Origin of the sequence: Microbacterium barkeri (genome assembly GCF_027921765.1) — a bacterium.
Lineage (GTDB): Bacteria > Actinomycetota > Actinomycetes > Actinomycetales > Microbacteriaceae > Microbacterium > Microbacterium barkeri.
The window spans coordinates 216,358-236,893 of the sequence record NZ_BSEJ01000004.1 but is presented as its reverse complement, the minus strand read 5'-3'; the positions used below and the strand labels follow the sequence as shown (position 1 = coordinate 236,893).

Genomic DNA, 20,536 nt, shown 5'->3' with positions numbered 1-20,536 from the left:
ATCGACATCGATCCCGACGACCTCGTGCCCCAGCGACGCCATCGCCGCCGCATGCACCGCACCCAGATACCCGCAACCGATCACACTCAACTTCATGACGCCTGAAACCTCTCTGGCCGACTCGAACGCGCCGGGCCGGGGACCGGGCCGTGCGACGCAACCCGTCAATCCTCCCATGGACCCGCCCGGCCACCCTCGGAGCGACATGGACGCGGCCCGCGCGGCAGGCCCGTCGCCATCCGCCCCTTCTCAGAGCTTTCACATCTGTCACACTGTTCACATGCGTGCACCCTCTCGCACGTCGGCGCACGCGCGCGGACGTCTCGCTCTGTCGACCCTCGCGGTCCTCTCGCTCCTCGCGGGCGTCATCTCCGCTGCGAGCCCGGCCCTCGCCGCGGCGCCCGACGCGGATGACGAGCCCGTCATCTCGGCGACGACGGCCCCCGGCGTGCTGCCGAGCGCGCCGCCGCTCCCGTCCGCGACGCCGAGTGCGTCGCCGACCCCGAGTGCCGCACCCACGCCGAGCGCGTCCCCGACCCCCAGCGCGACGCCCTCGCCCACCCCCGGAGCGCTCACCGACGAGGAGATGGACCGCGTCGCGCAGGACACGACGCTCGACGCCGCGGTCGTCGAGGAGGGCGCGGAGCTGCGCGCGAGCGCGGTGAGCCTGGTCGGGTTCGACCCGGGCAACATCATCAGCGACGCCGTGTTCTACGACAGCGGGTCGATGAGCGCCGCCCAGATCCAAGACTTCCTGAAGCGCAAGGTGCCGACCTGCCAGTCGGGGTACACCTGCCTCAAGGACTTCCGCGCGAGCACGACGTCGCGCAAGGCCGACGCGTACTGCACGAAGCCCTATCAGGGCGCCTCGAGCGAGTCCGCCGCGACGATCATCGCGAAGGTCGCGCAGGCGTGCGGCATCAGCCCCAAGGTGCTCCTCGTGATGCTGCAGAAGGAGCAGGGACTCGTCACGCACACGTGGCCGAGCTCGTGGCGGTACACGATCGCGATGGGCATGGCCTGCCCCGATACGTCGGCCTGCGACACCCGCTACTACGGCTTCCAGAACCAGGTCTACGGCGCGGCACGGCAGTACCAGATCTACGCGAAGTCCAGCTGGTTCGACTGGTTCCCGGTCGGGAAGGTGTCGCAGGTCCGGTATCACCCGAACGCGTCGTGCGGCTCGGGACCGGTCACGATCCGGAACAAGGCCACGGCGAGCCTCTACTACTACACGCCGTATCAGCCCAACGCCGCGGCGCTGCGTGCCGGGTACGGCACGGGCGACGCGTGCTCCGCCTACGGGAACCGGAACTTCTACAACTACTTCACCGACTGGTTCGGGGCGACGCGCGGGCCGACGTCGGGTCTCATCCGGACGCCGAACGGAGACATCTTCCTCCTCAACGGCGCGAGCAAGGTCCACGTCACGAGAGAGCTGCTCTCGGCATACGAGGCCGCCTTCGGCTCGTGGCGCTCGGTCTCGGTGGACGAGGCGGCGCGATACCCGACGAAGGGCACGTCCTCGCGCTTCATCCGCAACGCGTCGACCGGCGACATCTCGCTCCTGCAGGGCGGCCAGCGCCACCGCTTCACGACCTGCACGCAGGTCTGGCAGTGGGGCGGCAGGTGCGGCACGGAGCTCGCCCTCACGGCCGGCACGTACACGGCGGTCAAGCAGGGCGCGACGATGACGAACGTCGCGCGCCGCACGTGGAGCGGCACGACGCTCCACCTCATCAGCGGCTCGAAGCTGCACCCGCTCTACGACGCCGCCGCCGCGGCGGCACTCGCGGGATCGTCGAAGCCGTTCGCGGCTGTCATGCCGCCGTCGGGCCTCTCGCGCTACACGATCGGCGAGGTCCGGTTCGCGCCCGGCTCGTGGGTCAAGCGGACCTCGTCCGCCCGGGTGTACCTCGCGACCTCCGACCGCCGCCTCGTGTACCTCCCGAGCTGGGGCTTCGCCGACGAGTACGGCCTCGGTCGCGGCGTCGACGCGCACGTCCCGGGCGCGACGCTCACCGGGTACGCCGACAAGGGGAGCCTGAGCCTCTTCGCCCGCTGCGGTGGCACGACGTACTTCGCCGCCGGCGGCAGGCTGCGTGCCGTGACCACGACGGCGGGCTTCGCGGTGACGACGCTCGACACGGCGACGTGCCGCGTGCTCGATCTCTCCGGCGGGCGCGTGCCCGGCCGCATCTTCGTGAAGTCGGCCACGAGCGATCGCGTCTATGTGCTCGACGGCGGGCGCCTGCGCCATGTGACGTCGGTCGCGGCCGTGCGGCGCCTCAACGGGGGAGCGTGGCCGACCATCCTCACCCTCACGGCGCAGACCGTGGACTTCCTGCCGAAGGGCTCGGCGGTCCGCTGATGCGCGCGGATAGGATCGGGTGGTGACTGAGCGCCCGGTCCTGTCCGTCGTGATCCCCACGCACGATGTCGCCCCGTGGATCCGCGAGACGCTCGAGACGGTCCTCGCCCAGCGCGTCGCGGGCATGGAGGTCCTCGTCGTCGACGACGCCTCGTCGGATGGCACGGCCGACATCGTCGCGGAGGTCGCGGAGCGCGACAGTCGGGTGCGGCTCATCCCGTCGGCCGGTCGGGGCGGCGGCACGGCGCGCAACACGGGGATGGATGAGGCCCGAGGGCGGTTCATCGTCTTCTGCGACGGCGACGACCTCGTGCCCGACGGCGCCTATGTCGCCCTCGTCGACAGCCTCGCCCGCAGCGGCTCGGATATCGCGTTCGGCGACTACCTCAAGTTCCGTCCCGCCGACACGTGGCGGCCGACCGACGTGATGCCGGCGTTCGACCGTCCCGCGCGCGGCACGACCCTGCGCGACGAGCCCACGCTGCTCTTCAGCCGCCCCTGCTGGAACAAGGCCTTCGCGCTCGACTGGCTGCGCGGCACGGGCATCCGCTTCCCCGACGTCCCGCGGTCCAACGACATCGTGCCGATGGTCAGCGCCTACCTGCGCGCGCGCCGGGTCGACGTCGTCTCCGACGTCGTCTATCTCTACCGCGAGCGGCCGGGCGGCAGCTCGATGTCGGCGCGCGCCGACTCGGCGGCGTCGCTGCTCAGCTATCTGGACCAGGAGCTCGCCTGCGCGCGCCTCGTCGCCGACGCGGGTGACGAGCGGCTCTCGACGGTGTACGCGGATCTCGTGCGCGAGCGGGACGGGTTCGTGCACGTCGCGCGCTGGGCGGCGCGCGACGCCGCAGACGGAGCGGACGATGAGCGTGTGCGCGACGCGCTGCGGGAGCTTCTCGAGGCGACGCCGCCGTTCGCCGGCGACCCGCTCCGCGCGCTCGTGCTGCGGATGGCCGCGGCAGGCGGGCGCGCCGCCATCCGTCCGCTCGCGCGATGGATGACGGGGCTCGGCCCGCAGCCCGTGGCGGACTGGCACGCGGCACTGGACGCCCTGGACGCCGTCGCGGCGCTGTCTCCGGAGGAGCGCGAGGCGCTCATCACGCCGCTCACCTCGTCGCTGCGGTCGGATGACGAGGACGTCGATGCCTGGCACCGGCTCGTCGAGGCCGTGCGCCGGGTGCTCGGCGAGCGCGCCCTCATGCTCGTCCCCGAGGCGCGCGTCGCCGAGCGCGACCTCGGGCGGGCGCTCGCGGCACGTCGTGAGCTCGACGGACGGGTCACGCACGTCGCGCGCATCGGAGGATCGCTCGTCGTGGAGGGACGCAGCGCCCGCGGACAGGACGCGTGCGTCCCCGTGCTCCACGACGGGGAGTTCGCGGACCGCCCGCCTGTCCCCGCCGCGGAGACGACGTGGCGCGCGGACGTCCGCGGCGGGTGGCGATGGCGCGCGGCGTTCCCGGCGGGCGCGCTGCCGCTGCACCGACCCCTCACCCCGGCGCTTCTCGTCGCCCGGGAGGACATCGCGGTGGCCGTCGCGGGGGAGGGGGAGCTGCCCGCGTACGACCCGCGGGATCCGTTCCTCTACGCGCGCGTCGACGGCGTGACCGTCGTGCGGCGCCGGCGGCACTGGGCGCCGCGGGCGGTCCGGCGAGCGCTTATCGTGGCGCGAGAGCGGGCGAGGGCGCTGCGCTGAGCTCGTCGAGCAGACGGCGGTAGGCGCTCGCCGTGCGCCACGGCGAGATCCCGGCCGTGAAGCGCGCGAAGTCGCGCTCGCCGACGCCCGCGAACAGCTCGCGGTCGCGGAGCAGCTCGGCGATGGATGCCGCCGACCGCGCGGTGTCGAAGAACGCCACCCAGCGCTCGTCCCCGAACTGCTCGCGCAGGTGCGGCTCATCCGGCAGCACGACCGGCACCCGGAAGGTGGCGGCGAGGTGCACGCTGCCCGAGTTGAGGATCGCGCGGTACGGGAACACCGCGACGTCGGCCGCGCGGAACCAGCGCGCGAGATCCCCGTCGGGCACGAAGGAGAACTGCGTGTGCGCGCGGAGCCCGTCGGGAAGGAGCGCGGCGACCTCCTCCTCCGACTGCTCCTTGACGACGCCGGCGAGGAGGAGGACGATGTCGTCGCCCGCGGCGGTCGCGGCCTCGACGAGCGCGTCGACGCCCTTGTAGGGCCGGATCTGCCCGAGGAAGAGCACCGCGCGATCGCGCTCCGCGAGGTCGAACGACGCCCGTGCGGCGGTGCGGCCGACGCCCGCGTCGTAGATCCCCTCGTAGCTGGGATGAGGGATGACGCGGATCCGGGCCGGATCGAGCGCGACGACGTCGGCGACGACCGCTGCCGTGTCGGGCGCCATCACGTGCACGACGTCGGCGAGGTCGGCGAGGCCCCGGTAGAGGGCGATCTCTGCCTCCCGGAAGCGCAGCTCGTGGGGCAGTCGGTTGTGCAGCGTCCAGATGATCCGCACACCACGGCGGCGGGCGTCGCGGAGCGCCGCGAGGAGGCGGCGCAGACGGTCGCGGGCGTCGGCCTCGTCGGCGGCCTCCTGCACGAGCGGGGTCGTCCAGTGCACGTGCACGACGCCGCCCCGGGGCAGGGCCGGCAGGGCGTGCAGCAGCTCGGCATGCGTCGTCGCGCCCCGGAAGCGGTAGCCGGCCGCACGCGCCGCCAGCTCGAGGAGGTTGAGGTAGGGGTTCTCCGGCCACGTGGGGAACACGAGCACGGTTCCGGCGTTCTTCATCGACTCCTCCTCGGGGTGGGCGACGGCTCGACGCCGATCGCCGCGCTCACACGCTCGGCGAGATAGCCGCCGAGCGTCGTGCTGAACGACCCCGTGATGTGGTGGAGGTCGCGGTACACGAGCACGCCTCCCAGCATCATGGGGCACGCGTCGGCCGTGCAGTACGCGTCGGACAGATCCACGAGCGGCGCGTCGAGAGACGCCGCGGTCGCGCGGAGCGGATCGCTCTCGAGCGCCGCGTCGGCGCGCGGGATCGCGCAGGTCGCCTCGGTGAGCACATCCGCGGTGGCCACGCAGTCCTGGGCGGCTGCGGGCACACGCGGGTTGTCGGCGAGCACGACCACGCGCGTCCCCGCCTCCTGCGCCGACCGCCACGCCTCGGCGTAGCGGTCGGCGACCGCGGCCTGCGCGGCCGCGTCGCGCTCGGCGGAGTTGACCGCGGTGACGAGCAGCACGTCGTACGCCCCGTCGGCGAGACGGCTCTCGAGCCGTGCGTTCCGCTCGGCGCACGCGGCGCTCGCGGGCTCCTGCCAGACGCAGCCCCGCCCCACGAACGTCTCGACGCGCCATCCGCGCTCGTCGGCGACCTCTCGCAGGGCGGGGATGAGCATCGCGGCATGCGAGTCCCCGTGCAGCGCCACCCGGACCGCGCCGGGCGCCTCGGAGCCGAACGCGCACGACACCGGCTCCCCGCCCGCGCCGGGATCGAAGTCGTAGCAGTCGAAGGCGCCGGCCGTGTCGTCGCGGAGGCCGGCCAGGGCGGGCACGACATCCGCGATCGGATGCCGGTCGTCCGCGCGGCCAGCGCAGCCCGGCTCGAGGAGGGCTGCCGCACCGCGGCACTGGGCGGGATCTCGCAGGCTCGCCTCGGCCTGTGCGCGCTGCTCGGCTGCCGCGGTCGCTCCGTGCCACATCGGCAGGGCGGCGACGGCCACGACCACCGCCATCCCGACTGCGGTGAGGGCGAGGATCCGGGAGGGCCGGGCCGCGCGGGGGCGCGCGCCGAAGCGGATCGGATCCTCCACGAGCCGCTTCGACGCCGCGGCGAGCACGAAGGTCGTCGCGAGCAGCAGCAGGTTCTCAGGGAGGTCGGGCGCACGGCCGAGCACGTGCGGCGCGATCACCACGAGGGGCCAATGCCAGAGATACACGCCGTACGACTGATCGCCCACCCACTGCACGGGGCGCCATGCGACGAGTCGCTCGAACGCGTGCGAGGGCGCGGTCGGCCCGATCGCGATGAGGAGCGCGGTCGCCGCGGTCGGCACGAGCGCCCAGGGGCCGGGGAAAGCCGTCGCGGCGTCGAACACGAGCATCGCCATCACCAGCGCGGCGACCGCGGCGACCCAGATGGCCAGGCGGACGGATGCCCTCAGGGCGAGTGGGGGCAGGAGCGCGACGATCGCGCCCAGCGCGAACTCCCACAGGCGACTCGCGGTCGAGAAGTAGCCGTACGGATAGCTCGCGCCCGTGAGCCACACGCTCACCGCGAAGCCGACGACCGCGACCGCCACGGCGCCGACGACGAGCACCCGTCGCCCCCGCAGGCGGCGCGCGGTGGCGGCGAGGACGAGCAGGGGCCACAGGAGGTAGAACTGCTCCTCGACGGCGAGCGACCAGTAGTGCTGGGCGATCGGCGGAGCCGCGTCGTGCGCGAGGTAGTCGACCCCGTCGGCCGCGAGCTGCCAGTTCACGGCATACAGCGCGCTCGCCACGATCGAGCGCAGGTCGTGGGCCTGCTGGGGCGCGGGCGTCCACACGAGCACGAGCACGACGCTCGCGAGCAGCACGAGCAGGCTCGCGGGCAGCAGGCGGCGGGCGCGGGCGGCCCAGAACGCTCCCAGTCTCAGCGTTCCGCGCTCGCGTGCGCGGACGAGCTGGCCCGTGATGAGGAAGCCGGAGATGACGAAGAAGACGTCGACGCCCGCGTAGCCGCCCGGCAGGGCTCGCGGCCAGATGTGGAACAGGACGACGCCGAGCACCGCGAGGGCGCGGAGGGCCTGGATGTCGGCGCGCGCGGGGCTGCGCGTGGTCACTGCGGGGTGAGGTAGGCGGCGAGGCGGTCGGTGTGGTCGGCGGGGGTGTGGCCGGTGGCGGTGATCTTGGCGAGGTCGAGGACGCTGTTGCGGGGGCGGGGGGCGATGGGGCCGGTCGCGGTGGCGTAGTAGGCGTCGGTGGTGACGGGGGTGATGCGGGCGGGGTCGTGGCCGGTGAGGGTGAAGACGCTCTGGGCGATCTGGGCCCAGGTGGCGGGCTGTCCGCTGCCGGTGAGGTTGTAGGTGCCGTAGGGGGCGCGGGTGGTGAGGAGGTGGTGGATGCCGGCGGCGAGGTCGTCGGTGAAGGTGAGGCGTCCGGTCTGGTCGGCGACGACGGAGGGGTCGATGCCGCGTTCGGCGAGGGAGGCCATGGTGGTGACGAAGTTGCGGCCGTCGCCGATGACCCAGCTGGTGCGGATGAGGTAGTGGCGGGGGACGGTCTGCACGATCGCGTCGCCGGCGGCCTTGGTCTGCCCGTAGACGCCGAGGGGCGAGAGGGGGGCGTCCTCGGGGTAGGGGGCGTCGGATGTGCCGTCGAAGACGTAGTCGCTGGAGATGTGGACGAGGGTGCAGCGGTGCTCGGTCGCGATGCGGGCGAGCGCGGCGACGCCGGTGGCGTTCGCGGCCCAGGCCTGGGTGCGGCCCTCGGGGGTCTCGGCGTGGTCGACGGCGGTGTGGGCGGCGGCGTTGACGATGACGTCGTAGTCGCGCCAGGGTCGTGCGGTGTCGAGGTCGGGGGAGGCGAGGTCGAGGTCGGCGCGGGTGGCGTACTCGATGTCGGGGCGGTCGCCGAGGAGGGCGCGCAGGGCGCGGCCGAGCTGGCCGTTCGCGCCGAGCACGAGAGTCTTGCGGGGCGGGATCGGCACGACGTCGGCCAGGCGCGGGTGGGTGCGGTCCTTGTCGCTGATCTCGACGTCGGAGAGCGGGATGGGCCAGTCGATCGCGACGGTCTCGTCGGCGAGATTGAGGAAGGAGTAGGCCGCGTCGGGGGACCAGTGGTCGTTGACGAGGTAGACGTAGGCGGTGTCGGGCTCGAGGGTCTGGTAGCTGTTGCCGACACCGCGGGGCACGAAGATCGCCTTCGACGGGTCGAGCTCGGCGGTGAACACGGCCCCGAAGGTGGGGCCCTCGCGCAGGTCGACCCAGGCGCCGAAGATCCGCCCGGTCGCGACGGAGACGTACTTGTCCCACGGTTCGGCGTGGATGCCGCGGGTGGTGCCGGGCTTGTCGTTGAAGGAGATGTTGTTCTGCACGGGCCCGAAGTCGGGCAGCCCGAGCGCGGTCATCTTCTCCCGCTGCCAGTTCTCCTTGAACCAGCCGCGGGCGTCGCCGTGGACGGGCAGGTCGAGCACGACGAGCCCCGGGATCGGGGTGTCGGTGACGGCGAGGGTCTTGCCGAACGTCGTCACTGCCGGTCACTGTCCTTTCGAGGCGTAGAAGGCTTCGACGTGGTCTTTGGCGGGGGCCCACCAGGTCTCGTTCTCGCGGTACCAGTCGATGGTCGCGGCGAGTCCTGCTTCGAAGTCCTGGTAGCGGGGGGTCCAGCCGAGTTCGGTGCGGAGCTTGGTGGAGTCGATCGCGTAGCGCAGGTCGTGGCCGGGGCGGTCGGCGACGTGGTCGTAGGCGTCTCGGGGCTGGCCCATGAGGGTGAGGATGAGCTCGACGACGTCCTTGTTGTTCTTCTCGCCGTCGGCGCCGATGAGGTAGGTCTGCCCGATCTGGCCGTGCTCGAGGATCGTGAGCACGGCGGAGGAGTGGTCGTCGGCGTGGATCCAGTCGCGTACGTTCTGCCCGGCGCCGTAGAGCTTGGGGCGGATGCCGCGGATGACGTTCGTGATCTGGCGGGGGATGAACTTCTCCACGTGCTGGTAGGGGCCGTAGTTGTTGGAGCAGTTCGAGATGGTCGCGGCGATCCCGAACGAGCGCACCCACGCGCGCACGAGCAGGTCGGAGCCGGCCTTCGTCGACGAGTACGGGGAGGAGGGGTTGTAGGGGGTGGTCTCGGTGAACCGGGCCGGGTCGTCGAGCTCGAGGTCGCCGTAGACCTCGTCGGTGGAGATGTGGTGGAAGCGGGTGCCGTGGCGGCGGGCGGCTTCCAGCAGCGTGTAGGTGCCGACGATGTTGGTGTCCAGGAACGGGCGGGGGTCGTTGAGGGAGTTGTCGTTGTGGGACTCCGCGGCGTAGTGCACGACCGCGTCGGCGCGGGCGAACAGGGAGTCGACGAGGTCCGCGTCGGCGATGTCGCCCACGACGAGCTCGACGCGGTCCTCGGGCAGCCCGGCCAGGGAGGCGGGGTTGCCGGCGTAGGTGAGCTTGTCCAGCACGATCACCCGGTGGTCGGTGTGCGCGATGACGTGGTGGACGAAGTTCGATCCGATGAAACCGGCCCCGCCGGTGACGACAAGAGTGCCCACGATGCTCACTTACCCCGTTCCAGGACCTCGAGGAGGTACGCCCCGTACCCCGACTTCACCAGCTTCTGCGCCCGCTGACGCAGGTCGTCGTCGGACAGGAACCCCTGCCGCCACCCGATCTCCTCCGGAGACCCGATCTTCAACCCCGTGCGCCGCTCGATCGTGCGCACGTAGTCTCCCGCGTCGGCCATCTGATCGAACGTGCCCGTGTCCAGCCACGCCGTCCCGCGCGGCAGCACCTCCACCCGCAGCTTCCCCCGTCGCAGGTACGCGGCGTTCACGTCCGTGATCTCCAGCTCCCCCCGCGGGGAGGGCCGAAGCCCCCGGGCGATGTCGACGACGTCGTTGTCGTAGAAGTACAGGCCGGGGATGGCGTAGTTCGACTTCGGGTGCGTCGGCTTCTCCTCCAGCGACACCGCCCGCCCCGTCCCGTCGAACTCGACCACCCCGTACGCCGACGGCTCCGCGACCCAGTACGCGAACACCGCCGCACCGTCCACATCCGCGAACCGCTTCAGCTGCGTGCCCAGCCCCGGCCCGTACAGCAGGTTGTCGCCCAGCACGAGGGCGACCTTGTCATCGCCGATGAAATCCGCCCCGATCGTGAACGCCTGCGCCAGCCCATCCGGCGACGGCTGCACCGCGAACGAGATCGACACCCCGAACTGCGACCCATCCCCCAGCAGACGCTCGAACGAGGCCGCATCATGCGGCGTCGTGATCACCAGGATCTCCCGGATCCCCGCCAGCATCAGCGTCGACAGCGGGTAGTACACCATCGGCTTGTCATACACCGGCACCAGCTGCTTCGACGTCCCCAACGTCACCGGATGCAGACGCGTCCCCGACCCACCCGCAAGAATGATGCCCTTCACACAGCCATCGTGACACAGGAGACCCCGTGACCCCTGGCGGACGCCGTCGCCCGCACCGCCCATCGACGCCCGAGTTGTCGCGATTGAAACGTTCCATTACGATGGAAAACGCTTACCCACGTTCGGGTCGGCGAGTCAGTGCGGACAGGAGAGTGACGGCATGAGCGCAGCGAAGCAGGCCGAAGCCGACAGCGGGATCGTTCGGGAGCCGAAGAAGGCGGCCCTCAGCGCATGGGTGGGCAGCGCCCTCGAGTACTACGACTTCGCGCTCTACTCGCAGGCCGCGGCGCTCGTCTTCCCGGTCGTGTTCTTCCCGACCGGCGACCCGACGGTGGGCATCATCTCGTCCCTCGCGACCTACGCGGTCGGCTACGTCGCGCGCCCTGTCGGCGCCGTGCTGCTGGGCGCCTGGGGCGACCGGCGCGGGCGCAAGAACGTCCTCATCCTCGCGATGCTGCTCATGGGCTTCTCGACCCTGCTCGTCGGCCTCCTCCCGACGTACGCGCAGGTGGGCGTCCTCGCGCCGATCCTCCTCGTCATCCTGCGCCTCGTGCAGGGATTCGCCGTCGCGGGAGAGCTGGGCGGCGCCGGGGCGATGGTCGTCGAGCACTCGCCCGACGCGCGACGGGGCTTCTTCACGAGCTTCACGCTGCAGGGCACCCAGATCGGCTCCATCCTCGCCACAGGTGTGATGCTCCCGCTGGCGGCCGTGCTCAGCGAGGAGGACTTCGCCGCGTGGGGATGGCGCATCCCGTTCCTCCTCAGCGCCGTCGTCATCATCGCGGGATACCTCATCCGCCGCGGCGTGCACGAGACGCCCGTCTTCTCCGCAGAGAGCGCCGTCGAGGTCCGTCGCCGGTTCCCCGTCGTGGAGCTCCTGCGCTCGTACCCGTGGGTCATGATCCGCTGCATCCTCATGACGTTCACGAACGTGATCGGGATGGCCACGCTCGTCTTCGGCGTGTCGTATGCGACGCAGGAGGGGTACGGGATCGGGTTCTCGACGAGCGACTTCCTCTGGGTCACGCTCGTGGCCAATCTCACCGCCGCCCTCACCATCCCGATCTTCGGCGGCCTGTCCGACCGGTTCGGACGCCGTGGCTTCATGGTCGCGGGCGGGCTCGGCGGAGGCCTCCTCACGGTCGCGTACCTGTGGGCCGTGGAGCAGCGCAGCCTCGTGCTCGTGTTCGTCTTCGTCGTCATCGTGCAGAGCATCTTCTTCCAGATGTGGAACGCGACCTTCGCGACCTTCTTCCAGGAGCAGTTCCCCGCGCGCATCCGCGTGACCGGCTTCGCCGTGTCGCAGAACATCGGGCTCATGCTGGCGGCGTTCTTCCCGTCGCTGTTCACGGCGATCGCCCCTCCTGGGACGGAGAACGTGCCGCTCACGATCGGCGCCGTGACGTTCGCCATCTGCGCGGTGTCGGCGCTCGCGACGCTCCTCACCCGCGAGACCCGCGGCCGCTCGCTCGAGGAGCTCGAGGGCCCTGCGCGCTGATCGCGGGGTCCGCCCGGCCGCTCGCACTACCATCGAGTCTGGCCCGCCGCGCGGCGGGGCGAGCAGCGGAGGACAGATGACGGCGGACGGCACGAATCGGGCACGGCGGCGCGCGCAGCGGGTGGGCTGGCCCCTTCTCACCGTCCTGGCGACCCTCGCTCTCGCGGCCGCACGGCTCCTCGTGACCCCGCGGTTCTACTTCTCCGACGACACCGAGCGCGGCTCGGCGGGGCAGTGGTGGCAGCTCGGCGACCAGCTCCTGCAGGGGCGCCTGCCGATGCTCGACCCATCGGCCTGGCAGGCCGGCAACTACTGGGCCGAAGGCCAGTGGGGCCTCCTCAACCCCATGACGTGGCTCATCGCCGTCACGGCGCGGCTCAGCGAGAGTCCGGTCGCGCACGCGACCGGCGTGAAGCTCGCGTTCCTCGTCGTGCTCGCCCTGGGCGTCTACCTGCTCGCGCGCCAGTTCGGCGCGCACCGTCCGTGGGCGGCGCTCGCGGGCGTGCTCGTGCCGTCGTCCGGCTTCGTCGTCTACATGGACGCCGCGTCCTGGTCGACCGACCTCATCAACGTCGCGCTGTTCCCGTGGGTGTGGTGGGCGCTGCGGCGCACGGTCGAGCACCGCCGCTCGCCGCTGCCGTACCTCGTCGCGAGCTACCTGCTCATCACGGTCGGCTACGTGTTCGGCGTCATGATGCTCGTCGTCGTGCTCGTCGAGTCGCTCGTGCGCCATGCGGTGCGCCGCGACGGCCCCCGAGTGCTGCGGACCCTGCTCGCCTCGGCGTGGGGCGCGCTGCTCACGATCGTCGTGTACCTGCCCGCTGTCCTCACCGCGCCCGTGACGGAGCGCGGGAACGCGCCGTTCGAGAACCTCGGGTTCCTCAACGCCGATCTCACGGACCTCGCGTCGGCGGGGAGTCCCTGGGTGAGCGCGACCATCCGCTCCTGGTTCGGCGACATCACGCCCGGTCCGCTCGTCTACATCGCGTGGGTGCTCCTGCTCTTCCCGCTCGCGCTGCCGCTCGCGCGCTCGGCCGTGCGGCGCGCCATCCCGCTCTTCGTGCTCGGCGGCCTCGTGCTCGCGCTCGTGCTGGGGCCGAGCCACATGGGGCCGATCCGCTGGCCGCTGCGTCTCATCCCGTATCTCGCGATCGTGCTCATCGTGCTCTTCGCGGTGGGGATCTCGCGCCGCTTCCCCGCGGGGGCGACGCGCCGCGCCTTCTGGCTCTCGGCGCTCGTCATCGCCGTGACCTCGGTCCTGACCTGGGGAAACGGGCCGTACGCGTGGAAGGTCATCGGAGCCGCCGCGCTCGTCTCCCTCGCGGCGCTCGTCGCGCTGCGATGGGTCGCGCGCTCGCCCCGCGTGCGACGGCGCACGACCGTCGCGGTGGTCGGGGCGATGATCGTGACGGCCGTCTTCGCCGCGGGGCAGATGCGCTTCCTGCCCGAGTCGCCGCTGCCGAGCCGCAGCGCGCCCGACAGCGCGACGGCCCTGCAGGCCGTCCTCCCGGACGCGCACGGCGACGCGATCGTCGTCGGCGACGCGGAGGACGGATGGCAGGACCGCGACAGCTGGTCGGAGCGGCTGCTCGCCAACCTCTGGTACTTCAGCCCGACGGAGGTGAGCAGCCTCTACACCGTCCTGCCGTTCGAGACGTTCGGCGACGACCTCTGCATCGACCTGCGCGGGCAGACCTGCGAGGACGCCCTCGAGACGCTGTGGTCGGTCGACGAGGAGACGGGCCTGCGCGTGGCCGACCTCATGAGCGTGAGCACGATCGTCGCGATGAAGGACACGTACCCCGAGCAGCCGGAGGCGCCCGAGGGATGGACGCTCGCGGCCGACGGCGAGTACACCTGGCTCTTCGAGCGCGATGAGGCGCTGCCGAGCGCGGGCGGCGTCGTGTGGACGGCTCCCGACACGCGCGTCACGGTGACCGCGCAGGACGACACGTCGGTGTCCTTCGAGGTCGACGAGGCCGGCGAGGACGGGCGCGTGGTGCTGAGCCGTCTGCCGTACCCGGGCTACGCCGTCGCGGGCGCGGCGGAGGCCGAGCCGCTGCGGGGCTGGCTTCTCACGGTCGACACGACGGACGTGGCGCCCGGCGAGACGGTGACCGTGTCGTTCCGCCCGCCCGCGTGGCCGCTGCTCATGGGCGCCTACGGCCTCGCGATGGCGATCGGCCTCGGCTGGCTCATCGGGCGCGGGGTGGCGCGCCTCCGTCAGCGCGCGGGCGGGGGCCCGGCCTCGGCGACCGCGAAGGCGTAGAGCGGGCGGCCCTGCACCTCGACGTAGATGCGGCCGAGGTAGCTGCCGAGCACCCCCAGCATGAGCATCTGCACGCCGCCGAGGAGGAACATCCCGGCCGCGAGGTAGGTCCAGCCCTCGATGACCGACTCCGGGTTCACGAGACGCGCGATGACGAGGTAGATCGTCCACAGGAGCGCGAGGACGGCCATCGCGCCGCCCACGCGGCTGATGAGCTTGAGGGGCGCGGTCGAGAAGCCGAAGATGCCGTCGCCCGCGAGCTTGAGCATCTTCCGGAGGGGATAGCCGGTCTCGCCCGCGTGCCGCGCGTCGCGGTCGAAGAGGACGGCCTCCTGGCGGAACCCGATCGACGCGACGAGCCCCCGGATGAACCGGTTGCGCTCGGGGTGCTTGCGCAGCTCCTCGACGACCCGGCGGTCCATGAGGCGGAAGTCGCCCGTGTCGCGGGGGATGTCCACGCTCGAGAGCTTGCTCAGCAGCCAGTAGAAGCCGTGCGCCGTCGTGCGCTTGAAGAGGCCGTCGTCGCGTGTGCGCCGCTGCGCGTAGGCGACGTCGACGCCGTGCTCCCACCGCTCGATGAGCTCGAGGCTGACCTCGGGAGGGTCCTGCAGGTCGCTGTCCATGACGATCACGGCGTCGGCGTCGGCGACGTCGAGGCCCGCCGTCACGGCGATCTGGTGGCCGTAGTTGCGCGCGAGCGCGTACACGGAGACGCGAGGGTCCTGCGCGCGCAGTCCGCGCAGCAGCTCGAGCGACCGGTCGCGGCTGCCGTCGTCGACGAAGACGAACTCGACGTCGTAGCGGTCGCCGAGCGGCGCCGTGGCCGAGACGAGACGCTCGTACAGGAGGGGGATGTTCCCCTCCTCGTTGTAGATCGGCAGCACGTAGGCGATGCGCCGGCGCACGGTCATCCCATCCTCCTCTTGAGGACACGGTACGAGATGCGCCGGGCCTGGGCCATGAGACCGGCGCGGATGTCGCCCATGCGCCGATCCGCCTCGGTCACGATCTCGGGGTGCTCGGCGCGCAGCCATGCGTGGAAGGCGCGCGCCTCCGCGGTCTGCTCGTCGACGAGCGCGACCGACCACTGCGTGTCGCTCATCCGGAACGTCGCGCCCACCTCGGTGTCGGGCGTGAACCCGCCGCCGACGAGCACGCGGGCGTAGCTCGCGAGGTCGATCAGATAGGAGAAGCGGCCGTGCCATCCGCCGGCCGCCGCGAACGCCTCCCGGCGCATCATGACGGAGGCGGGCTCGCCGAGGAGGTTGCGGCCTGCGCGCACGGTGCGGCGGAGCGCCTCGCCGCCCGACATGGGCCGGCCGAGCCCCGTGAGGCCCCATCCGGCCATGAGGACCTTGCCCTCGGCATCGATGATGTCGCGCTTGCAGGCGGTGAGGACGGCGCCCGACCGCTCGAGCAGCCGCGCCTGGCGTGCGAGCACGCCGGGCCGCAGGACGTCGTCGCCGCACACGAGCTTGAGGTAGGCGCCGGTCGCGGCGTCCGTCACGCGGTTCCAGTTGCGCGCGGCGCCGCCGCCGGCCTCCGTGCGCAGCAGGGTCACGCGCGGGTCGGCGGCGAAGCCCTGCATGACATCCCACGTGTCGTCCGACGACGCGTGGTCGGCGACGACGAGCTCGAGCCCGTCGACCTGCTGGTCGAGCACGGATCGCATCGTCTCGCCGAGCGTGCGGCCGTTGTTGTACGCGGGGATGACCACGCTGATGCGCGGAGCGGTCACGCGTCCTCCTTCTTGCGGTGGAACGAGAAGCGGCTGTGCCCGAACCAGCTGGCGAACGCGATCACGACCGTGAACAGGAGCTGCGCGACGATCTCATGCCAGCCGAGCCAGAGCTTGAGCGGCGGCACGACGACGAAGTTGAGGATGAACGTCCCGAGGTACACGAGCTGGAACCGGGCGAAGTCGAGCCACACGTGGCCGCGCACCCGGAAGACGAGCTTCCGGTAGAAGACGAACGCGCTGAGCGTGCTCATGATCTGCGCGCACAGGATGACCGCGAAGACCGTCCAGGCGGCGCCCGGCCATCCGGCCTCGAACAGACGGGAAAAGAGCACGAACCATGCGAAGCCGATCGCGGTGTTGACGGCCCCGACGAACAGGAAGGCGACGCGACGGTCGCGGAAGAGGCGCAGCAGCGGGCCATCCGGCCCGCTCATCCCGGCGATGGCCTCGGTCTCGGCGGGGGATTCTTCGTTGCTCATGTGCGGCATCAGGATACGCGAGGGGCATGCACATAGACTCGGGGAGGCCGCGACAGCGTGCCAGGGCCCTTCCCCTTGAGAGAAAGAGCACCACGGATGGATCTCCTCGTCGTCGGCTCCGGATTCTTCGGACTCACCATCGCGGAGCGCGCGGCAGCAGCCGGGCGCAAGGTCACGGTCATCGACCGCCGCCACCACATCGGCGGGAACGCGTACAGCGAGAACGAGGCCACGACGGGCATCGAGGTGCACCGCTACGGGGCGCACCTCTTCCACACCTCGAACGAGAAGGTGTGGGAGTACGTCAACCGCTTCACGACGTTCACGAACTACGTGCACCGCGTGTACACGAACCACAACGGCGTCGTGTACCCGCTGCCGGTGAACCTCGGCACCATCAACCAGTTCTTCCAGGCCGCGTACTCGCCCGACGAGGCGCGCGCCCTCGTGAAGGAGCAGGCGGGCGAGTTCGACGTCAAGACGGCCCGCAACTTCGAGGAGAAGGGCATCGCCCTCGTCGGCCGCCCGCTGTTCGAGGCGTTCTTCCGCGACTACACCGCGAAGCAGTGGCAGACCGACCCGCAGAAGCTGTCGGGCGACATCATCAGCCGCCTCCCCGTGCGCTACAACTACGACAACCGCTACTTCAACGACACGCACGAGGGCCTGCCGACCGACGGCTACACCGCGTGGCTCGAGCGGATGGCCGACCACCCGAACATCGAGGTCAAGCTGAACGTCGACTTCTTCGACGAGTCGCAGCCGCTCAACAAGAAGGCGCTCGTCGGCCAGGTGCCGATCGTCTACACGGGACCGGTCGACCGCTACTTCGACGACGTCGAGGGCGCGCTGAGCTGGCGCACGCTCGACTTCGAGGAGGAGGTCCTCGACATCGGAGACTTCCAGGGGACGAGCGTCATGAACTACCCGGATGCCGACGTGCCCTTCACGCGCATCCACGAGTTCAAGCACTTCCACCCCGAGCGCGCCGACGTGTACCCGACCGAAAAGACGGTCATCATGCGCGAGTACTCGCGCTTCGCCGAGCGCGCCGACGAGCCGTACTACCCGGTCAACACCGATGAGGACCGCGCGCGTCTGCTCGCCTACCGCGAGCTCGCGAAGGGCGAGAAGGACGTGTTCTTCGGCGGCCGTCTCGGCACGTACCAGTACCTCGACATGCACATGGCCATCGGGTCGGCGCTGTCGATGTGGCAGAACCAGCTGAACGGCTGACCCGCGCCCGCCTGACGGCAGGAGTCCGATGAGCTGGGTCGTCGTCGCGCCGGCCCTCGTGTCGGCGCTCCTCGCCGTGCTCGCACCCGGGCTCATCGCGACCGCGCCCCTGCGCATGGGCGCGGTCGCGCGCGTCGCGGTGGCGTCGCTCGCGAGCGTGTGCTGCGCGGGCGTCGCGGCGGCGGTGTTCGGCGCGCTCGGCGCGCCGTTCCATGTCGTGCAGGTGCTCGCCGTCGCGCTCGTCGGGCTCGCGGCATCCCTCCTCGTCCGGCGCGCGCATCCCGACCTCGTCGTGACGGGCGCGGCCATCCCGCCGCGTGCGCTCGCCGCGGTGTGGGCCCTCGCCGCCGCGATCGTGGGCGTCGTCGCGTTCGCGGGAGTGCCGGACCCGTCTCGGATCTCGCAGACCTACGACAACGTCTTCCACCTCTCGGCCGTGTCGGCCATCCTGGACGGGTTCTCCGCCTCGCCCCTCACGCTGCGCTCGCTCATCGAGACGGGCGCGACGGGGATCGCGTACTACCCGTCGGCGTGGCACGCGCTCGTCGCGATGACGGTGCAGGGGAGCGGCGTGCCGGTTCCCGTCGCGTTCAACGTTGCATGGCTCGCCGTGCAGGCGCTCGTCTGGCTGCCCGGGGTCGCCTGGCTCGCCCAGGTCGTGCTCCCAGGGCGCTCCACGGGAACCGTCGCCCTCGTCGCGCTCCCGCTCGGCGCCGCCTTCGGCGCGTTCCCCTACGCGCTGCTCTCGTGGGGCACGATCTACCCCACGGGCCTCGCGCACGCGCTGCTCCCCGCGGCGGTCGCGCTGTCGGTCCTCGCCGTCCGGGGTGTCGCGCTCGCGCGACCCGGGAGGCGCGGACGCGCCGTCGTGCTCGCGGCGCTGTCGGGCTGCCTGTCCGTCGGGGCGCTCGCCGTGGCTCATCCGCGGGTCCTCCCGACGTGGGCGCTCATCGGCATCCCGTTCGTCGCGTGGGTTCTCGGCGGCGCGTTCGCGCGCGCCCGTCGACGCGGCGGGCGCGAGCGCCGCCGCGCGGTCATCGTGCTCGTCGCGGGCGTCGTCGGCGGCGTCGCGCTGTCGGCGGCGGCGCTCGCGATCGCCATCCTGCGGTTCGGGCTCCTCGACGAGCCGATCGAGAGCCGCCTCTCCGGCCCGCAGGCGCAGGCGGTGCAGGGCATCTGGGAGGGCGTCGTGCAGGTTCTCACGCTGCAGGCGATGACGGGGGAGGGCGGCGCGGTGACGACGGTCGCGCCCTTCCTCGCGTTCCTCGTCATCGTCGGCGCCGGGGTCGCGCTCCGCACCAGGCGCACGCGGTGGCTCGTCGTCGCCTTCGTGCTCGTCGCTGCCCTGTTCGTTCTCGCCGCCGGTTCGGACGGCGTCATCGCGAAGCTCGCGACGGGGGTCTGGTACAAGGACCGCTTCCGCCTCGCGGCCGCGCTGCCCGTCGTCGCCGTCCCTCTCGCGACGCTCGGCGCGCTCGCGCTCGCGCGACGTGCCCTCCCGGCCGAGCGCGCCATCCGGACGGGCGGATCCCGTCGAGCCCTCCCGCGCCTCGCCGCGCCGCTCGCGCTGGCCGTCGCCGTGGTGTCGGCTGCGGGGCTCGCCCTCACCGGAACGACATCGGCGATCGCGGCCGTGTTCGCGATGCCCGACGAGCGTGCGCAGTGGGAGGTCGTGTCGCAGAAGCAGATCGACTTCATGGACCACGAGGTGGCCGAGGAGGTGCCCGCGAGCGAGCGCGTGCTCGGCGACCCGTGGGACGGCTCTGCGCTGACCCAGCTGTATGCCGGACGCGAGCCGGTCTTCCCGCACGTCAACGGCCAGTGGGATCCGCTGCGTCAGACGCTCGCGTGGGGCCTCATGGACATCGACAGCGACCCGGCGGTGTGCCGCGCGCTCGATGCCCTCCGCGTGCGGCACGTGCTCTACAACCCGCACGAGTTCGGGGGAGGAGACCCGGCGGGCAACCACTTCCCCGGACCGCACGCCGCGGTGGAGGCGGGACTCTTCACGGAGGTCGCGACGGACGGCGAGTCGACGCTCTACCGCATCGACCGCTGCGGCCCGCTGCCGGCGGAGTAGCTGCGGGGCGGGTCGGCCGCGTCCCGCGGCCCCGGCATGCTCACACGCTCCTGCATGTCTCACTCGCGGCGCGTTTTCGCCCCGGATTCCCTCGTCGAGTGAGACACGTGGGGGTCGGCATGTCTCGTTCGCGGCGGGATTGGGCGGTGGATTCCGGCGGGGAGTGAGACATGCGACCCCCTGGCGCGCGATCGTGACCCGCTACGGGCGCGGGGCGGGGGAGGGCTCCTCGTGCGGGAAGACGAACCTGTCGTACGTGAGGAAGCGGAACGCGGTCGCGAGGGTCTGCCCGATTAGGGTTCCCGAGATGTTGTCGGCGACGACGTCGTCGAGACCCAGCACGTAGCGCGAGAACGCGAGGCAGCCGAGCTGGAGGCCGATCGCGATGAGGTTGCACAGCACGAAGATCGCGTAGCGCGAGAAGCGGTGCGGCAGATGCCGGTCGGAGAAGGTCCAGTACCGGTTCCCGACGTACGTCACGAGGGACGCCACGACGATCGAGATGATCTTGGCGGCCAGCGGCTGTCCGTGCATCGGCCCGTCGCCGGTCACCCAGAACACGAGCAGGTTGTAGACGCCCGCATCGACGAGGAACGCGAGACCGCCGATGACGAGGAAGGCCCCCGCCTGCTTGGCCTTCCGGGTCGCCGCGTTCCCGTGCATCGTGCTCCTCGTGAGGGCGGCGTGTGCCGAGGGGTTTCGGCAGAGCCGCGTGTTAGCCTGAACCGGCTCCGACGGCGGCCGTCTCGGCGCCATGCGGTCCATCGAAGATCCTACGTCGCCGAAAGTGCTCTCC

At 71.6% G+C, this 20,536-nt stretch carries 16 protein-coding genes; 6 read left to right on the top strand and 10 right to left on the bottom strand.

Annotation, left to right across the window (positions count from 1 at the left end):
• Positions 1-96 (bottom strand): hypothetical protein (locus tag PKE79_RS06505; RefSeq protein WP_271172443.1); only part of this gene is annotated, 96 nt, incomplete at its 3' end.
• Positions 97-280: 184 nt separating this feature from the next.
• Here PKE79_RS06505 and PKE79_RS06500 point away from each other — a divergent pair.
• Both PKE79_RS06500 and PKE79_RS06495 read left to right on the top strand, forming a co-directional pair.
• Positions 281-2,371, top strand: coding sequence for a LasA N-terminal domain-containing protein (locus PKE79_RS06500; protein ID WP_271172857.1), 2,091 nt, complete (start codon positions 281-283; stop codon positions 2,369-2,371).
• Between the two features lie 22 nt (positions 2,372-2,393).
• Entirely contained in the window at positions 2,394-4,064 is a 1,671-nt protein-coding gene (locus PKE79_RS06495) for a glycosyltransferase family 2 protein (protein ID WP_271172856.1), read from the top strand.
• Here PKE79_RS06495 and PKE79_RS06490 read toward each other — a convergent pair.
• Genes PKE79_RS06490 through rfbA form a run of 5 tightly spaced genes read right to left on the bottom strand, consistent with a single transcriptional unit; the run spans position 4,027 to position 10,437 of the window.
• The gene (locus PKE79_RS06490) at positions 4,027-5,112 is read right to left on the bottom strand and encodes a glycosyltransferase (protein ID WP_271172855.1); all 1,086 of its coding nucleotides are present in this window, start codon (positions 5,110-5,112) and stop codon (positions 4,027-4,029) included. The two genes, PKE79_RS06495 and PKE79_RS06490, sit on opposite strands and share 38 nt — an antisense overlap.
• Complete coding sequence (locus tag PKE79_RS06485; protein WP_271172854.1) at positions 5,109-7,148, bottom strand: acyltransferase family protein; 2,040 nt, start codon at positions 7,146-7,148, stop codon at positions 5,109-5,111. The genes PKE79_RS06490 and PKE79_RS06485 overlap by 4 nt, the downstream gene beginning before the upstream one ends.
• The gene (locus tag PKE79_RS06480; protein ID WP_271172853.1) at positions 7,145-8,557 is read right to left on the bottom strand and encodes a sugar nucleotide-binding protein; all 1,413 of its coding nucleotides are present in this window, start codon (positions 8,555-8,557) and stop codon (positions 7,145-7,147) included. The genes PKE79_RS06485 and PKE79_RS06480 overlap by 4 nt, the downstream gene beginning before the upstream one ends.
• A 6-nt stretch (positions 8,558-8,563) precedes the next feature.
• A complete protein-coding gene (rfbB, locus tag PKE79_RS06475; protein ID WP_271172867.1) occupies positions 8,564-9,562 on the bottom strand; it encodes a dTDP-glucose 4,6-dehydratase in 999 nt (332 codons plus the stop codon).
• 5 nt (positions 9,563-9,567) lie between these two features.
• Positions 9,568-10,437, bottom strand: a complete 870-nt coding sequence (gene rfbA / locus PKE79_RS06470) for a glucose-1-phosphate thymidylyltransferase RfbA (protein WP_271172852.1) — start codon at positions 10,435-10,437, stop codon at positions 9,568-9,570.
• Between the two features lie 160 nt (positions 10,438-10,597).
• Between rfbA and PKE79_RS06465 the strand changes: the two genes are divergently transcribed.
• A complete protein-coding gene (locus tag PKE79_RS06465; RefSeq protein ID WP_271172851.1) occupies positions 10,598-11,935 on the top strand; it encodes an MFS transporter in 1,338 nt (445 codons plus the stop codon).
• A gap of 76 nt (positions 11,936-12,011) precedes the next feature.
• Positions 12,012-14,204: a hypothetical protein gene (locus PKE79_RS06460; protein ID WP_271172850.1), complete on the top strand. Its 2,193-nt coding sequence runs from the start codon at positions 12,012-12,014 to the stop codon at positions 14,202-14,204.
• On the opposite strand, the gene PKE79_RS06455 is transcribed toward PKE79_RS06460, so the two are convergent.
• Genes PKE79_RS06455 through PKE79_RS06445 form a run of 3 tightly spaced genes read right to left on the bottom strand, consistent with a single transcriptional unit; the run spans position 14,159 to position 16,424 of the window.
• Entirely contained in the window at positions 14,159-15,115 is a 957-nt protein-coding gene (locus PKE79_RS06455; protein ID WP_271172849.1) for a glycosyltransferase family 2 protein, read from the bottom strand. The genes PKE79_RS06460 and PKE79_RS06455 overlap by 46 nt on opposite strands.
• Positions 15,112-15,942, bottom strand: a complete 831-nt coding sequence (locus PKE79_RS06450; RefSeq protein ID WP_271172848.1) for a glycosyltransferase family 2 protein — start codon at positions 15,940-15,942, stop codon at positions 15,112-15,114. The genes PKE79_RS06455 and PKE79_RS06450 overlap by 4 nt, the downstream gene beginning before the upstream one ends.
• Entirely contained in the window at positions 15,939-16,424 is a 486-nt protein-coding gene (locus PKE79_RS06445; RefSeq protein ID WP_271172847.1) for a GtrA family protein, read from the bottom strand. The genes PKE79_RS06450 and PKE79_RS06445 overlap by 4 nt, the downstream gene beginning before the upstream one ends.
• A gap of 96 nt (positions 16,425-16,520) precedes the next feature.
• On the opposite strand from PKE79_RS06445, the gene glf reads away from it, so the two are divergent.
• Both glf and PKE79_RS06435 read left to right on the top strand, forming a co-directional pair.
• Entirely contained in the window at positions 16,521-17,660 is a 1,140-nt protein-coding gene (gene glf / locus PKE79_RS06440) for a UDP-galactopyranose mutase (RefSeq protein WP_271172846.1), read from the top strand.
• A 28-nt stretch (positions 17,661-17,688) separates the two neighbouring features.
• Positions 17,689-19,740 carry a DUF6541 family protein gene (locus PKE79_RS06435; RefSeq protein WP_271172845.1) on the top strand — a complete coding sequence of 684 codons (2,052 nt, stop codon included), beginning with the start codon at positions 17,689-17,691 and terminating at the stop codon, positions 19,738-19,740.
• Positions 19,741-19,941: 201 nt separating this feature from the next.
• Here the strand turns inward: PKE79_RS06435 and PKE79_RS06430 are convergent, their stop codons facing one another.
• A complete protein-coding gene (locus PKE79_RS06430; RefSeq protein ID WP_271172844.1) occupies positions 19,942-20,403 on the bottom strand; it encodes a GtrA family protein in 462 nt (153 codons plus the stop codon).
• Between the last annotated feature and the right edge of the window lie 133 nt (positions 20,404-20,536).

Bases quoted from the DNA above. Each gene is read 5' to 3' on its own strand.
- PKE79_RS06490 (WP_271172855.1), bottom strand. From the start codon at position 5,112: ATGAAGAACGCCGGAACCGTGCTCGTGTTCCCCACGTGGCCGGAGAAC.
- PKE79_RS06445 (WP_271172847.1), bottom strand. From the start codon at position 16,424: ATGAGCAACGAAGAATCCCCCGCCGAGACCGAGGCCATCGCCGGGATG.
- glf (WP_271172846.1), top strand. From the start codon at position 16,521: ATGGATCTCCTCGTCGTCGGCTCCGGATTCTTCGGACTCACCATCGCG.
- PKE79_RS06465 (WP_271172851.1), top strand. From the start codon at position 10,598: ATGAGCGCAGCGAAGCAGGCCGAAGCCGACAGCGGGATCGTTCGGGAG.
- PKE79_RS06435 (WP_271172845.1), top strand. From the start codon at position 17,689: ATGAGCTGGGTCGTCGTCGCGCCGGCCCTCGTGTCGGCGCTCCTCGCC.
- PKE79_RS06430 (WP_271172844.1), bottom strand. From the start codon at position 20,403: ATGCACGGGAACGCGGCGACCCGGAAGGCCAAGCAGGCGGGGGCCTTC.
- PKE79_RS06500 (WP_271172857.1), top strand. From the start codon at position 281: ATGCGTGCACCCTCTCGCACGTCGGCGCACGCGCGCGGACGTCTCGCT.
- PKE79_RS06460 (WP_271172850.1), top strand. From the start codon at position 12,012: ATGACGGCGGACGGCACGAATCGGGCACGGCGGCGCGCGCAGCGGGTG.
- PKE79_RS06455 (WP_271172849.1), bottom strand. From the start codon at position 15,115: ATGACCGTGCGCCGGCGCATCGCCTACGTGCTGCCGATCTACAACGAG.